Origin of the sequence: Zhongshania aquimaris, assembly GCF_019312595.1 — a bacterium.
Lineage (GTDB): Bacteria > Pseudomonadota > Gammaproteobacteria > Pseudomonadales > Spongiibacteraceae > Spongiibacter > Spongiibacter aquimaris.
The window spans coordinates 1-14,539 of record NZ_JAHWDQ010000002.1; the positions used below are offsets into that span (position 1 = coordinate 1).

Annotated in this window: 13 protein-coding genes; 1 reads left to right on the forward strand and 12 read right to left on the reverse strand. The window is 43.1% G+C overall.

Annotation, left to right across the window (positions count from 1 at the left end; translation table 11 throughout):
- From KXJ70_RS08795 to KXJ70_RS08850, 12 genes are all read right to left on the reverse strand, one after another.
- On the reverse strand, nt 1-444 hold a 444-nt coding region (locus KXJ70_RS08795), incomplete at its 3' end, for a sugar phosphate nucleotidyltransferase (RefSeq protein WP_219043137.1).
- 162 nt (nt 445-606) lie between these two features.
- Nucleotides 607-1,686: a dTDP-glucose 4,6-dehydratase gene (rfbB, locus tag KXJ70_RS08800; protein WP_219043670.1), complete on the reverse strand. Its 1,080-nt coding sequence runs from the start codon at nt 1,684-1,686 to the stop codon at nt 607-609.
- 1 nt (nt 1,687) lies between these two features.
- Nucleotides 1,688-2,437 carry a WecB/TagA/CpsF family glycosyltransferase gene (locus KXJ70_RS08805; protein ID WP_219043138.1) on the reverse strand — a complete coding sequence of 250 codons (750 nt, stop codon included), beginning with the start codon at nt 2,435-2,437 and terminating at the stop codon, nt 1,688-1,690.
- 3 nt (nt 2,438-2,440) lie between these two features.
- Nucleotides 2,441-3,352: a glycosyltransferase family 2 protein gene (locus tag KXJ70_RS08810; RefSeq protein WP_219043139.1), complete on the reverse strand. Its 912-nt coding sequence runs from the start codon at nt 3,350-3,352 to the stop codon at nt 2,441-2,443.
- Nucleotides 3,349-4,263 carry a sulfotransferase gene (locus tag KXJ70_RS08815; RefSeq protein WP_219043140.1) on the reverse strand — a complete coding sequence of 305 codons (915 nt, stop codon included), beginning with the start codon at nt 4,261-4,263 and terminating at the stop codon, nt 3,349-3,351. Before KXJ70_RS08815 ends, KXJ70_RS08810 begins: the two co-directional genes overlap by 4 nt.
- Before the next feature lie 11 nt (nt 4,264-4,274).
- A complete protein-coding gene (locus tag KXJ70_RS08820; protein ID WP_219043141.1) occupies nt 4,275-5,165 on the reverse strand; it encodes a sulfotransferase family protein in 891 nt (296 codons plus the stop codon).
- On the reverse strand, nt 5,153-6,388 hold the full coding sequence (locus tag KXJ70_RS08825; RefSeq protein ID WP_219043142.1) for a hypothetical protein: 1,236 nt from the start codon (nt 6,386-6,388) through the stop codon (nt 5,153-5,155). The genes KXJ70_RS08820 and KXJ70_RS08825 overlap by 13 nt, the downstream gene beginning before the upstream one ends.
- Nucleotides 6,389-6,392: 4 nt before the next feature.
- Nucleotides 6,393-7,601 (reverse strand): Coenzyme F420 hydrogenase/dehydrogenase, beta subunit C-terminal domain, encoded by a 1,209-nt coding sequence (locus KXJ70_RS08830; RefSeq protein ID WP_219043143.1) that lies wholly within the window; start codon nt 7,599-7,601, stop codon nt 6,393-6,395.
- Nucleotides 7,602-7,603: 2 nt separating this feature from the next.
- Nucleotides 7,604-8,782: a polysaccharide pyruvyl transferase family protein gene (locus KXJ70_RS08835; protein WP_219043144.1), complete on the reverse strand. Its 1,179-nt coding sequence runs from the start codon at nt 8,780-8,782 to the stop codon at nt 7,604-7,606.
- Nucleotides 8,779-9,396: a CatB-related O-acetyltransferase gene (locus tag KXJ70_RS08840; RefSeq protein WP_369409763.1), complete on the reverse strand. Its 618-nt coding sequence runs from the start codon at nt 9,394-9,396 to the stop codon at nt 8,779-8,781. The genes KXJ70_RS08835 and KXJ70_RS08840 overlap by 4 nt, the downstream gene beginning before the upstream one ends.
- Nucleotides 9,393-10,652, reverse strand: coding sequence for a lipopolysaccharide biosynthesis protein (locus KXJ70_RS08845; protein WP_219043145.1), 1,260 nt, complete (start codon nt 10,650-10,652; stop codon nt 9,393-9,395). The genes KXJ70_RS08840 and KXJ70_RS08845 overlap by 4 nt, the downstream gene beginning before the upstream one ends.
- A gap of 80 nt (nt 10,653-10,732) precedes the next feature.
- Complete coding sequence (locus KXJ70_RS08850) at nt 10,733-12,172, reverse strand: undecaprenyl-phosphate glucose phosphotransferase (protein WP_369409764.1); 1,440 nt, start codon at nt 12,170-12,172, stop codon at nt 10,733-10,735.
- Nucleotides 12,173-13,370: 1,198 nt separating this feature from the next.
- Here KXJ70_RS08850 and KXJ70_RS08855 point away from each other — a divergent pair.
- A complete protein-coding gene (locus tag KXJ70_RS08855; RefSeq protein WP_219043146.1) occupies nt 13,371-14,507 on the forward strand; it encodes a polysaccharide export protein in 1,137 nt (378 codons plus the stop codon).
- Nucleotides 14,508-14,539: the final 32 nt, after the last annotated feature.

The window sequence follows — 14,539 nt, forward strand, 5'->3', positions numbered from 1 at the left end:
ACCAAAGCGCTCCGGGTCGGTCACATGATAACCAAATACCGTAGCCCCTGTATCTTTGGAGACAGCGCTTTTAAGGTTGTCTGAGAAGTGTTGCCCGTAGAAGATATTGTCCCCCAGCACCAAGCTGACATTGTCGTTACCAATAAAATCGGCACCGATGGTAAAAGCCTGAGCCAGCCCGTCGGGACTTGGCTGCTCTTCGTAGCTAATATTAATACCGAACTGACTACCGTCGCCCAACAGGCGCTGAAAGCCGGGTAAATCGGTTGGCGTGGATATTACTAAAACATCTTTGATGCCAGACAGCATCAAAACTGACAAGGGATAGTAAATCATCGGCTTATCATAGATAGGCAGCAACTGCTTGGAACACCCCATCGTAATCGGGTGCAGGCGAGTACCTGAGCCGCCAGCCAGAATTATGCCTTTGTATTTTTTGCTCATTGCCATCCCTTTAAATTTAGATAAGCCTGACGTCGGGTGTCTGACGCCAGACGCAGTTCAACGCTTCACGGAAGACGCAGCTGATGCCAGCCCTTACATCAGGACTTTTCAGCGTGTACCGTCTCCCGTCCAGCGTTATGCGACCACGTCCAACGCCAGACTTCAGACCACCCCTTTATCACCAATCCGATCCAATTTGTAATCCCCCGACAGCACCCGCTGCCACCACTCAGGATTATCGAGATACCACTGCACGGTTTTACGGATCCCCGATTCAAAGGTTTCTTGGGGCACCCAGCCCAACTCGCGCTGAATTTTACTCGCGTCGATCGCGTAGCGAGCATCATGACCTGGACGGTCTTTCACAAAGGTGATTAAGTCCTTAAAGCCCTTGCCGCTGGCAAGAGAGTTTTCATTTTCCGGTGCAAGCTCCTCCAACAAGTCGCAGATGGTATGCACCACCTCAATATTGCGCTTCTCGTTGTGGCCGCCAATGTTATAGGTCTCACCCAACTTACCTTCGGTAACCACTTTAAACAGTGCACGAGCATGGTCTTCGACATACAGCCAATCACGAATCTGACTACCGTCGCCATACACTGGCAGCGGCTTGCCGTGCAATGCATTCAAAATAATGTGGGGAACGAGCTTTTCCGGAAAGTGATAGGGGCCGTAGTTGTTTGAGCAATTGGTAACCACAATGGGTAAACCGAAGGTGCGCCCCCACGCCCGAACTAAATGATCAGATCCCGCCTTGCTCGCGGAGTAGGGTGAACTCGGTTCATACGAGGTGGTTTCGGTGAAGAGATCGTCGGTACCGTGAAGATCGCCATAAACCTCATCGGTGGAGATATGATGGAAACGAAAAGTGGCCTTTTTGTCGACATCAAGCCCTTGCCAGTATGCGCGGGCCGCTTCCAGCAGATTGTAGGTACCGACGACGTTGGTTTGGATAAAGGCGCCCGGGCCATCGATTGAGCGGTCAACATGGCTCTCTGCCGCCAGATGCATCACAAGATCAGGCTGGTGCTCGGCAAACACCGCACTCAGGGCGGCAAAATCGCAAATATCCACCTGCGCAAATGCGTAACGCGCTGACGCTTCCGTGTCGGGAATGGATTCCAGATTGCCCGCATAGGTCAGCGCGTCGACGTTGATGACCGAGGCGTCAGTGTCGGCCAAAATATGGCGAACAACGGCACTGCCGATAAAGCCGGCGCCGCCGGTGACTAAAACCTGCAACTTACTTTTCAAACCTCGTCCTCAGTGAAATCAATATCACTCGATAAAGAAATACAATATTACCCAATAAATAACGACGCCATAGCCGTTTTGGCTCTTTAGCCAATCGGTAAAGCCACTCAAACCGAAGCTTTATCCAGATATCGGGTGCTCTTTCTATGTTCCCAGATAAAAAATCTAAGATGGCACCACCGCAAACTACTAGACAACCTCCACGAACTGGTGGAACCTCCTTTAACAAAGCTGACAATATTTCTTGCTTGGGCATCCCCATACCAAGAACAACAATATCAGCATCAATATTTGAAAACTCTGAAACATACCGATCTAGGTCGTGAAAGCCATTTAATACACTAGTAACGCAGTGATCTAAACCTTGTATTTTTTCAACAGCAAGGCTCAAATTTGGATCCCTTGTACCCCACACAGCAACGCGAAGCCCTGTTGTCGTATTGAGTAATGAGGGAATTAAGTCCGTTCCGTTTAGATTGATACCCGCGGCTTTTGAAACGGCGCGATAAAGAATACTCACGCCGATACCATCTCTAAGTAAAATATCCGAATTCTGCAATGCAGAACAAAAATCCGGTTCTTTGTACGCCAAATTAATGGCATGAGCATTAACAAATGAAAGAATCAGTGCCCCCTTAGCTTGGTCACGCAACTTCTGAATTTCATCAAGTGCATCACTACTACTATCAAAAATTGATATCTTCTCTAGCAATGAAGGTACAACGCCGCCAATACTCATAATTTAATTAAAAATGCCTTTAAACTTAAATCGAATAATAACCAGCATCAAAAGTCGCCGAAACCCAGAATGATTCTTCTTAATGAAATATGATAGCGACTTATATTTAGCGTCTGAGTAGCTAGACTTCGATTTGTTTTTGCCCCAACCGAACTCGTGCACAATCGGCACCACGTTTAAAACACCAACATCGTACCCCAGGGCGCTAGCTTGAATACATAAATCCTCATCTTCACCATATAGGAATATATTAGGATCAAATCCTCCGGTCTCTTTCACCAAATCTCTAGATAAAATCATCGCCGCACCACAGACCCAGTCAGATCTAACGAAGTTTATATCTTTTGAAATATTCAAATTATTGAAGTCTATATTTTTACGAGTTTGCGATTCGATGTAGTCCCTAGAAATAGAAACTCTAAGCATCGCCTTTTTGACCAAGCTAAACCGAGCAAACCACATAAATACATGCTGCACTCCGACAGCCTGCATTAGCATTTTCGTTGGAGATGTATAAGGATAACTATACGTCTGCGGTGATCCATCGGGAAAAACAAGAGGCAATCCAACAACACCTATGCGAGGATTGCTTTTGAGAAAATTCAACGCTTGAACATGACTACCTGCAACAAGGAAAGCATCGCTATTAAGTAAAAAATAGTACGCAGCATCAACCTTTCCTATTCCAATATTATTTCCAACGCCAAAACCATGGTTAAATGATTCACATACAACCGTTACACCTTCTATCTTTCTTTCTAGCAATAGCTCTACAGTTTTATCACAAGAATTATTATCGACAATAACTACAGGGGTTGAGGTAGTGTCAACATACTTAACAATGCTATCTAGAAGCTGGCCTACATGCCTCTCATTATTAAAAGTTACTACAACTATTGCCATCTCGTATTTCATAAACAAGACTCCGGCCGCCAAGACCCATACAGGTCATCAACTAAATCACCACAAATCCGCTTAATGATACTTTCCTCTTCCGAACACTCGGCATCACACCACGACCACGCTAGCGCCTTTGAATCCCTATAAAAATTGTGTAACTTGTCATTATCATACTCTGCCTTTTCAGCACTGGTCTTCTGATGAACAAGCTCACTCATGGAATTTGTGTAATTGATATTCAACATGGCAGCCATTTCAGAAAATGCATCAATCGGCCTAACGCAAATATCTTCGTGCCTGAATAAATGAACCATGCTAGACGCCTTATTCGCGTCCAACGCTGACGAATATAGCATCAAATATAAATAAGAAAACTTTTCAATTTCACTAAGCTTATTTAACTCTACTCTAGTTAACGAAGAATATTTTTTTGTGACTTCCTCATTACCAAACTCTTCAAAATTAAAAACCCAGTTCATACGACGAATACTTCGCCAAATCGCGACAGGATGCCTTAATGTTACGACCGACGGAATACCGAAGTCATCAGCAAGTTGCGCACAGTTAAGAATTAAAAATGGATCTTTAATAATAAGAGTATTAATTTCTTTATTTTTAAATATCTGCCATTTTGCTTTGTATTTATCTATATTAGTTCTACCACCAACAAGTCGGCGAGCAATACTTTTTGAAAATGAATCGCCTGGCGCTACGCTCTTAACTTTAAAGTTTAACGATAATACCTGACAAATCTGATTTCGAAGATAACTATCTAAGACACTTGGATATACTGCTTCAACTCCGCGAATACCAAATTCTTTATTAAATGGCTCATGAAGTGACACGACTTCTGGTGCTTCAGAAAGAATCTTCCCAACAAACGTTGTGCCCGACCTGTGCATCCCAGTCACTAGCAGAGCATTCATACACCTAACCTTCACCACGGCAGTTTCCGCTTTAATATAGATTCCAATTCCAATCGGTCTTCGGCAAATAAATCATATAATTCATCTCGAACAACTGGACACATTTTCTCTTTCCCACCGGTATTAAACCCCTTAATAAAACTTCTGATAGGCGCTCCAACACTTGAAGGAATGATTCTGCGCAGGAACGAAGTAAACAAATTTGGAGCCAAAATATATTTAGCGACAAAATACGACCTCGGCTTCCCAGACACATTGTGCGCGTCTTCGCTTAAAAAGTGAAAACTGCTGTCGACACCTAAAAAACCACACACTTCGGTCAAAACCTTTTTCCGATCATTAACTAGATCATCAAAAAGATACACGCGCACTGACTCTGCCCCAAAAATATCCAGATAATTTTCTACACAAGGGGCGTATAAAGTCGACTTCTTATAAAGCCAAAAATCAGAATAGCCAGCTTTGTCACGCTCATCTTCTGCTAGTAATGCTTCTTTAAAACCAAGAGCTTCGCGGCCAACTCCTCGCAGATGACTATACTGAGAGAATGCTTTTTCCGCGTGATTCCGAAGGAGGATTATTATCTTGGCACTAGGGTTGAACTCCTTGATTCGCAACGCACTTCCTGAATGAAACAAGTAAGATGGCGATATATCGCCACATTGTAATCCGTCAGAACCTTTATAGTGCTCCAAATATTCCTCTACCGTTTCAATACAGCTTCGGAGCACATATTTATCCCCCGGCCCGGACTCTCGTTGCTTCAACTCGGGAAAGGAAAAATAATGAAGTTCTTTCTTCGAGGGCAAAAATATTTGAGGATGCTGCTTTAAATAAAAATAAAGTGAAGTCGTTCCTGATTTAGGAGCTCCAACGACAAAAAAATCCGTCACCCTGCCCATGATAACTTTTCCATTTTAGATTTTTCACTAGAAAATACAGTCAAACTGAACAAAAGTCCCGAAATAAAACCTCTATATTCTATAATCGCTGCGAATGGGAAAGCCACCAACAAATACAAAAATATAGCCAAATATAACTTCCTTTTGTCAGGGTCACCCGAGGTTTTAATCAAATAAATCTGCGCAGGAAAATACAACAGATATATAAGCAATCCGAAAACTCCAAACTTATAAATTGTACCGAAAACCCCAATATCTGCGAGGAAAAAATATTCGCCATAAATTTTAGTAAATCCTCCTTGCCACAATGGCGAGAGAGCGCCACCCCCTAAATAATTACCCTCACTTACAAAATCAAACACGTTTCTTATACTCATGGAACGCGCGCTATAGACCAAATAATCATCCGAGAAAGTTTGCTCCATTAAGAGCTTATAACGCTCAATATATTCAGGAAAAATCGTGCCCATGACCAATGCTGCAATCGCCACTAAAACAATGACAATAGCAACCTGCACCAAGCCCCTCTGACTCAACTTGCCAATAATGACAAACGCGGCCAAAGAAACACCTAAAATCACCTGCCGCGTCTGAACAATCAAAATAAGGGCAAAATAACAAATCAGAATCACAAATGAAGAATTTACTTTATTGACATTCTTTGAGATATTATAGAAACAATACAAAATGGCTATAGCCATATAATGATGTCCTATTCCATATCTCTCTTGACGTATCTGTGACTGTCCTACTTCGATTTCCTGCAGTGAAGGTATAATGCCAATAGCAACCAAAACTAATGCAATCACACATACAATTGTAGCCACTATTATAAAATTAAACGCACCCTCCTCCGAAAGAACACCTAAACGTAATACCGAAATTACTGGGAAATATATCAGGAAAGAAAGAATTCGCCTTTCCTCTATCAAACCATATATAAAGGGCTGGCCAAAATGAAGTGCTGACAACAGCGCAGAATATATCCAGCTAAGCAAAACTATCGCGATTACAAATAAATCCCACCTAGAAGCCTTACCTTTTTTCAGTAACGTATAAAAATGGCCAATAGTATAAACAACCAAACAAACATAGAATATTTCTTGAAGCCCCTTTATGCCCAGCGGATTCCCGGTTGTCGCGCTGAATATTTGGGAATTTATAAACAATGCTACGGCAACAATAAATACACTTCTATGACGAAATAATTGCACCATGTTCACGTCACTACCTTTTTATAGCTCGCCAAAACGAACCAGTAAAATTCTTTAAATACTCAGACAAACTTACTTTTTTACAGTACTTCAACAACCGAAACATTGAATATCTTGGCGTATTCCTACCTAAAATTTTTAAAGCTAAAATACGAGCATGCAAACCGCGACGCCTTATCAATTGCCCAGGTTGCATTTTGTCAATCAGCCTAATATCAATATCACTCGCCCTCACAACCTCTCTTTCAATTACTGAAGTCAGCAACTCCATACCCTTGCTAGTTCTAGCTATTATCAAACTTTCCCCATCCTTCTCGGAAAACTGAGGGTAACCCAGCTCATCGCACTCCCAAGCGTCTGCCGCAACTATGTCAGCGGCCTCACCAACACCGTCTCCACAAAGTTTACACCTATATTGAAGATGTTTACTCAATACTTGCCCCCAAGATTCATTGTAACTTAACTTCTTTTCTATGTTCTCTTTTGAAGTAGCGATTGCACTTCCAGGCCAACCGTCACCCCTATGCTGAAATTTCGCAAGCTCTTCAATTGGAACCCCGATTTTTTCTACAAGCCTTGTGTTCCCAATATCACTAGGCACTCCAGCGCAAAAGAATGAAAGTAAGTACGGGATCTTATCTAACAATCTTGCATCTTCATTTATAAGCATTCTAAATGCTGCAACATCACATGGCTTACCAACAACCGCGAACCGCCCCTGAGCATTATGAATTGTATCCAAAACGGTTAAAGGTGATGAGGGTGAGTATTTTGAACCTACAGCCTCCAAAACCTCATCCGGTGTCCGCGCGATCTTAGTTAACGTGGCGATTGGGTTGGCTTCATCATAAATAGTAACTACAACACCATTCACCAATCCATTTACTAAAAGATAAGTGGCTATTTCAGTGATAACTCCACCTGATGAGCCTCTTTTCCTAACTCGTGAATCAGTAGAATGTCCCGCCATTACACTTAAATGTTTACCCCACAAGCGGTCCTCGAGCTGCCCACTTTCCAACTCAACATCCATGTATCCGGAACTTACTCCAGGGCAAGCATGAAATATTCCCTTCTGCTCTATCACTGAAATTTTCTCTACGCCTGACGGCCTCAAAAACCCCCCGGAACGTTCCATTACTACATGAGCTGACTTTGCAGTCGCACATAACCCACAACCCGTGCACAGGCCGCTTTTGACGACTTCACTTACTTTATTCATACTCAGGCCCCGCAGCCTCTTAAAACTTCCTGCACATCACGTTTATAAGTATTTATAACTTTTCTGCCATTAGCATTTGATATCGACACCTCTCCTGAAACTTTTTCCAGGTCACAAAATGCATCGATAAGCGCCCGAAGTGCCTCGTCATTATTTACCGATTTCATATCCACTACTCGATCGTATCCTAGCGAGCCATACAGGCCTTTAAATTTCCTACTATATGCGAGAGGTATAACAGGGACACCACTAGAAAAAGCAGCGATTGATGCGTGCATTCTTGCAGCGACAAAAAAGTCCATTTCGGAAATCAGACCTTTAATCTCTCTAGGATCAGAATATTTGCCACACAAAATCGTACTTGGGTATAAATTATGTAACTCACAAGCAGCGGCATAATCATCCTCGGCCACCATACTTCCCGAGCCGAAAACATGAGACACCAAGTACACTTCGACACTTTTATGCGACACTAAGTAGCTTATAAAATCAGTCATTAGCACTCGGTAATCGACACTTAACTCAAACTGATTTTCTCCGCTATATCCACCGGACATGAGCAACCCAGATACATTCACCCCAACTCTAATACTACCTGTACTAGCTAAATTATTTTTAACTGTATAAGGCATAGTTAAAGCAACATCTGTAGATAGCTGCACATTCTTACATGACATTGATATTCTTGCGTAATCAAAGGAAGGCTTATCCCGGGCATAAACTAAACGACAACGACTAATCGACAAGGCTGCAAGCCACTTAAAGAAACGGTTTTTAAACGGCCCTATAGTTTGAGGGCTCATAATTAGCTTGATTGTACTATTACGTATCAAAAACTTTGAGAAAATCATCTTCGAAAACCGTTTTACTCCATATATATCTGAGAAGCTATCCCCAGATCCAATATCGAACAAAACATCACAGCAATTCAACTCACGAACCACGCGCAACACTTTAGAGCTAAACAAAACCGGCATCGACAACTCAACATACTTTACATTTGAAATATCATCTAGTTCCAACTTACCTCCACTCTGTAATTTAGGCCCAAAGACAATAAACTCTGGCGTTACCCCAAGCGACTCCGCTGCTTCTGAAATAATAGACATATTGGAAATACTTAATGCTACAACTCCCAAATTTCCATTCCCAAAAGAATGCCACATTAAACCAATTTTCATGATTCACCCACACCCAGGAAATACTCTTTCGGTGAATACATTAATTCACGCTTGTTCAATATCATTTCGGCAATTTCCTCTCTGTCCAATAACCACCAATTAGTACGCTCTATTTGCTCGATAACATCTTCTGGAAATCTATACTTCACGATCTTTGCTGGGTTCCCCGCTACAACCGCATATTTCGGTACGTTCTTCGTTACCACCGCTCCGGCCGCAATTACAGCACCTCGTCCAACGACAGTAACAGACGGCAACAATATTGAGTTATGCCCAAGCCATACATCATCCTCAATCTCACAATGCGTACGCTTTATGCACTCTTTACCGACAAGCCCAAGCTTAGCGTTATATAAGTACGGATGAAGAGACAAATACTCTATCCCGTGATTGCCATTAAACCTTCTTGCAGTTGGAGCTACAGAACAATAACGTCCCACGACTGTTTTAGCTGGGAATCTTGTAGAATCAAAACACCCATAACTATACAAACCGACGTCTACACCATAAGCAGAACGATATAAATCACGAAGCAGTACACTAGACATTTCATCTTTTATTATTTTTTTAAAAGCCTTATATACCGCCTTAAGTACTTTATTATTAAAGCTCACAATATTCTCCGTAGATTTATACCCATTACCAAAAATACAAACAACATGGAATTGGCAATCAGCGCACCATAAAGCACACCCGATAACCCATAAAATCCGCCACCTAAAGACATAAATATCATTAACAAAAGCACTGAAATCACATTGGCTCTTGCCCGATACCTTTGCCTACCTGCAGCTGTAAGTCTGATAGCAGCCCATGAACACAAAAATCGAATTGCCCCGTTAAACCCGATTAATGGTAGATACCCATATATCGCGGCATACTGATCACCAAAAGTAATAGAAACAATAATCTCACCAAATACGGAAAAAGCAACTGTACAGCCAGCTGCACCTAAGAATGTAAAAAGCAAGAACAGTAAATTATCTCTCTTTAACTTAACATTCCCCCTATTAGAAATTCGAGGCAGGAAAACATTATTTAATACCTGCGCCATTGGAAGTATTCCCTGCAGTATTCTTTGACCACTTTGATACAAGCCAACAGCCGCCGCTCCTACAACAGCGTTAACGATAATTGTATCCACAATCCCAAAGGATCTCGTAACGGCAACATCAATGGCGTAACTCCAATGATGAGAAACAATTCTCCTCAAACCACGAAAATAAAGAACAGGCATCAGAAAAATGTTAGCTTTAGATATATTTTTCGAAATTATTGTTGCAATAAAAAAATAAGCGAATTTACCGATCATTAATGCGGAGACACCAGCAACAACAGTATTACTAACATATATGCACAAAAATACTATTGATAAAAATAAAATAATATTCGATACAATCAACACAAGTGCATCTATCGAGTACTCACCCTGCGCCTTTAATGTCGCTGAAGAGTAGTCACCAAAAGAACTAAATATACTTGCAACAACCAATCCCAAAAAATAAGCATCAAAACCAAGCATAAGGCCCAAGAAAGACAATAATAAAATGATGCATGCTGCTACTGACTTGTATTGAACCGCCCGAACGCTAAAAGCCCACTTTGCTTTACTTGAAAGCCCATAGTAATCTTTAAGCACGCGCTGCGTAAAACCAAAATCAACAATTAGAACTAGAAGTGACGCGCAAGAATAGTAGTAAACAAACTCTCCAAAGTCTGCAGGCATCAAGCTCCGAGCCAGAATTATAAAAAAAGCTACATTGCCTAACATCAAGCTAAAAATCGCTAATGCATTAAAGCCCAACTTTAAAAATATTGATCCATTGTTTAGCCCAACAGAATGCCGCTTGCTCTCCACCAGCCGCCCCATAAAATTTATGCCCTTACCCAACCCAGAGAAACGTACGAAAGTAAAATTTTAGGAGTCCTCAGCTGCTATAGAACCAAAGATTAATAAGTAGTTTTACCAACAAAACCAGTAAACAAAGTACTCCAAATGATTTTTATATCTAGAAAAACAGACCAATTCCTAATATAGAACAAATCAAACTCAATTCTTTTTTGCATTTTTTGGAGGGTATCAGTCTCACCACGCCAGCCATTTACTTGAGCCCAACCGGTGATACCAGGTTTAACTAAATGACGCTGCATATAGCCACTGATTTGATCGCGATATAGCTCATTATGAGCAACCGCGTGGGGGCGAGGGCCTACGATACTCATTTTGCCCTGCAATACGTTGATGAACTGAGGGAGTTCATCAAGCGAGGTTCTTCTAATAAAGGCACCGACTTTGGTTATACGCGCATCACCTTTTGTGGCTTGCACCACTACATCGCCGTTGTCGCAGGTGGTCATGGAGCGGAACTTCCACACCATAATTTCTTCACCGTTAATTCCATAGCGGCGCTGCTTGAAGATTACAGGGCCCTTAGACGTAAATTTTACTGCAGCAGCGATAAACAACATCGGAATTGCAATGAGGCATAGAATGATTGAGCTAAGCACTACATCTTCTAATCGCTTGACGACGGCGTCGAATGAGTCAAATGGGGTGTCGTAAACGCTTACAACTGGTAAGCCGCCGATCTCTCGGCTTCGGGCATTGAGCATTTTAAAGGTGAATACGTCGGGAACTATGTGAACGCAACATGAGCTGTTCGCTAAGAATTCAACCAGCTCTTTAATAGTTTCTTCTTCTCGCATTGGTAAGGCAATATAGATGTCGTCGAACTCACCTGCCCTGGCTTGCTCTTTTAAGAATTCTATGTCGCCAAGTACTTGGAGCTTTTCACCTTCTAATGGCCTTCCACCGATTTTGACGCGGTTGTCATAAAAGCCCGCTATGTGCATCCCCATCCACGGGCTTTGCAAAATACTTCTTGCCAAGGTAAGGCCGGGTTCTTTGGCGCCCACAATAGCGACTTTGCGGGTATTGACGCCGGTGCGGCGCATTTCTCTGAGAACAATACGTGCAGATACGCGGTAAAAACTGATAGCGACAGGCACAGCGACAGACCACGCAACCATAATGCCGCCACCGTATGATTCGTTTAACTCAAACAGGAATACAACGGTTAACAAGGCGCCGAGTACAATTAACCACGTCAAGAAGACGGTTTTGACTTCTTGGAATATAGATTGGCCACGCCAAGAAAAGTACAGGCCATTTTTATGAGCAAGGATGTGGTAACTGAGAGAACCAAAGAACGCCGCGACTTGGTAGCATACTTCCCAACTGTAGCCCGCTATATTAACCAGTACTGTTAATAAGCCCCATATAAGCAATACGTCGGCAAGTTGATGCATACCGATTAGCATCGAGCGATGCTGCTTTATAAAACCACCGGACTGTATGGTATTGCTTACGTTTAATCGTTCTGTGTTCACAGCAACTCCCTCGCTTAGGAATTCTATTCTTCATTCATGGAAAGCGGGCAATCCGTTGACAGCCTTCATTAGGGTGTTTCTTTCAACTTACAGATATCTAGTGGAACCGCTAGCAATTCCCGCTCAGCCTGAAAGCTTATATCAGGGGCATTAAAGTTTAGTTGCAATTTGGAGTTTTGCACTAAATTTGTTCTACCGCTCCGATTGAGCGCGCAATTTTGCGCTAATTAAGGGCAGAATCCAAGGGTAAATCCATGTAATTACTGCGCTTTTACGTTCATGCAACAATTTCGGCCCGCATTTTGTTGCGATTAGATGATAAGCACGAATTGTTACGGCTAGTAGCACTGGCATCGAACTGCCCATTGCGCATTAACCACTACAGCCACAAAGCAATTAGTGGGCCAAGAGTGCACTTCCGTCCTTGGAGAATGCCGATAAGGCGCAATGGTACTGTTGTTTTCTGGCTTGGGAATACCCCTATTTAAGGGGGTAGAGCGGTTCTTTAGTCCGCCGTTTTGATGTTTGGTTCTCTGTTTTGTTTGCTCGGTGGTTAAGGGTATTCGCAGGGGGCCGCCGGACGTCGGGGAGCTGACGTCGGAAGCAGAGCCATTCGCGGGGGTTTAGACGGATGTCTGATGTCTGGGGCCTGACGCGAAAGGCATTCGCTGCCACTCACACTGGATCCCCGATCGGGGTCGGGGATGACGAGTAATAAAACTCGGGGATGGCAGTGGGTGGGGTCGGGGATGACGACTTAGTTATTCCGGGGATGGCGGCTTTCTGGGATGGGGATGATGACTAAGGTGGAGGTGTCGCTTTTTGCTCTTCCTTTATATGACTACATTTTTGTGAATTTTCTTGTTGGTGCTATTTTTTTTTACACAAAGGGTGGTATTTTGCGCAACTTGCTTAGCACTTTGGCTCGGTTTGTGCTTTGTTGCACAAAAACAGCGCTGGTGTGAAGGAGGCTTGGTCGCTATGATTGCGTCTTCGTGTAAGTGGGCCTTCATTAACGTTTTTTGGCTCGTAAGGGATTAGCGGATATACCAAAAGGAAATGTCAGGAGTTTGTCGCTATAATGGCGCCTTGGTGACTGCCGTCTGATCAAGTGCACTGCACTATCCATTTAAATTCATACCTTAGTTATGCGCGTGCAAACTTAGGGTACAAACATCGCAGCAACGGACTTTTCTGCATGAATATTTTGAAAGCAAGCACTTTGGCTATTCTTATTGCCGGCATCTCAGCGTGTACCATTGTACCCGGCAGTAATATGAGTTCTTTGAATTCGCGCTGGTTTGATGACACCCCTGAGGATTACACCCCCGCCACCATCAACACCAAGTTCATACCTATTAATGCCACGGTATTGAACCATTTAAACATCGATACTCCAGTTATTGCAGCGCCTAATTTAGAGCTGCAGCAAGCAATTGCCAATTATCAGTACCGCATTGGCGTCGGCGATATTCTCACCATCGTAGTTTGGGAGCATCCGGAACTTACAATTCCTGCAGGTTCTTTTAGAACTGCCGCAGAAGGCGGTAATGAGGTTAAATCTGATGGCACTGTGTTTTATCCCTACGCCGGCAATATCGCGGTAGCAGGTTTAACCACCGGTGAGGTCAAAGCGCTCTTAGTAGACCGCTTAAGCTCTGTAATCAAAAAGCCACAAATCGATGTGCGAGTAGCATCTTTTAATAGCCAGCGAGTCTATGTGAGCGGCTCTGTACAGCAGCCCGGTATAGTACCTATTTCTTCGGTTCCATTAACTCTTATCAACGCCATTGACCGCTTAGGCGGTCTCACTGATACCGCTAGCTGGGGCAGTATCACTCTTAGCCGTAACGGAGTAACAACTGATATTTCTTTGCGGTCTTTATATGAAGATGGTCGCTGGAGCGAAAACCTATTATTGCAAGACGGCGACGTAATTCATGTGCCACGCAACGACGCCGAGAAGATTTTTGTACTGGGCGAAGTTAATCGGCCGCAAAGTTTGTTGATGTCTCGCAATGGTACGAGCCTAGCGGAAGCCTTGGCAGAAGCGAATGGCATCGACGAAAACCGCGCCGACGGCCGTGGTGTTTATGTGCTGCGCAACACCGGAATAACTAATGATGCGGACGGCCTTCCTGTGTACCACGCCACCATTTACAATCTAAATGCAGCATCTGCTGTTGGCTTTATGCTAGCCGATAAGTTCCCACTTGAAGCGCGGGATATTGTTTATGTATCGCCTGCGCCAATTACTCGTTGGAACCGCTTCTTAAGCCAGCTGCTTCCATCTATTCTCGCAACCGATAGAATTGGCGACGTTGAAAATAATTAATAGCAACAGGAACACCCAGCTCTACTAATTAT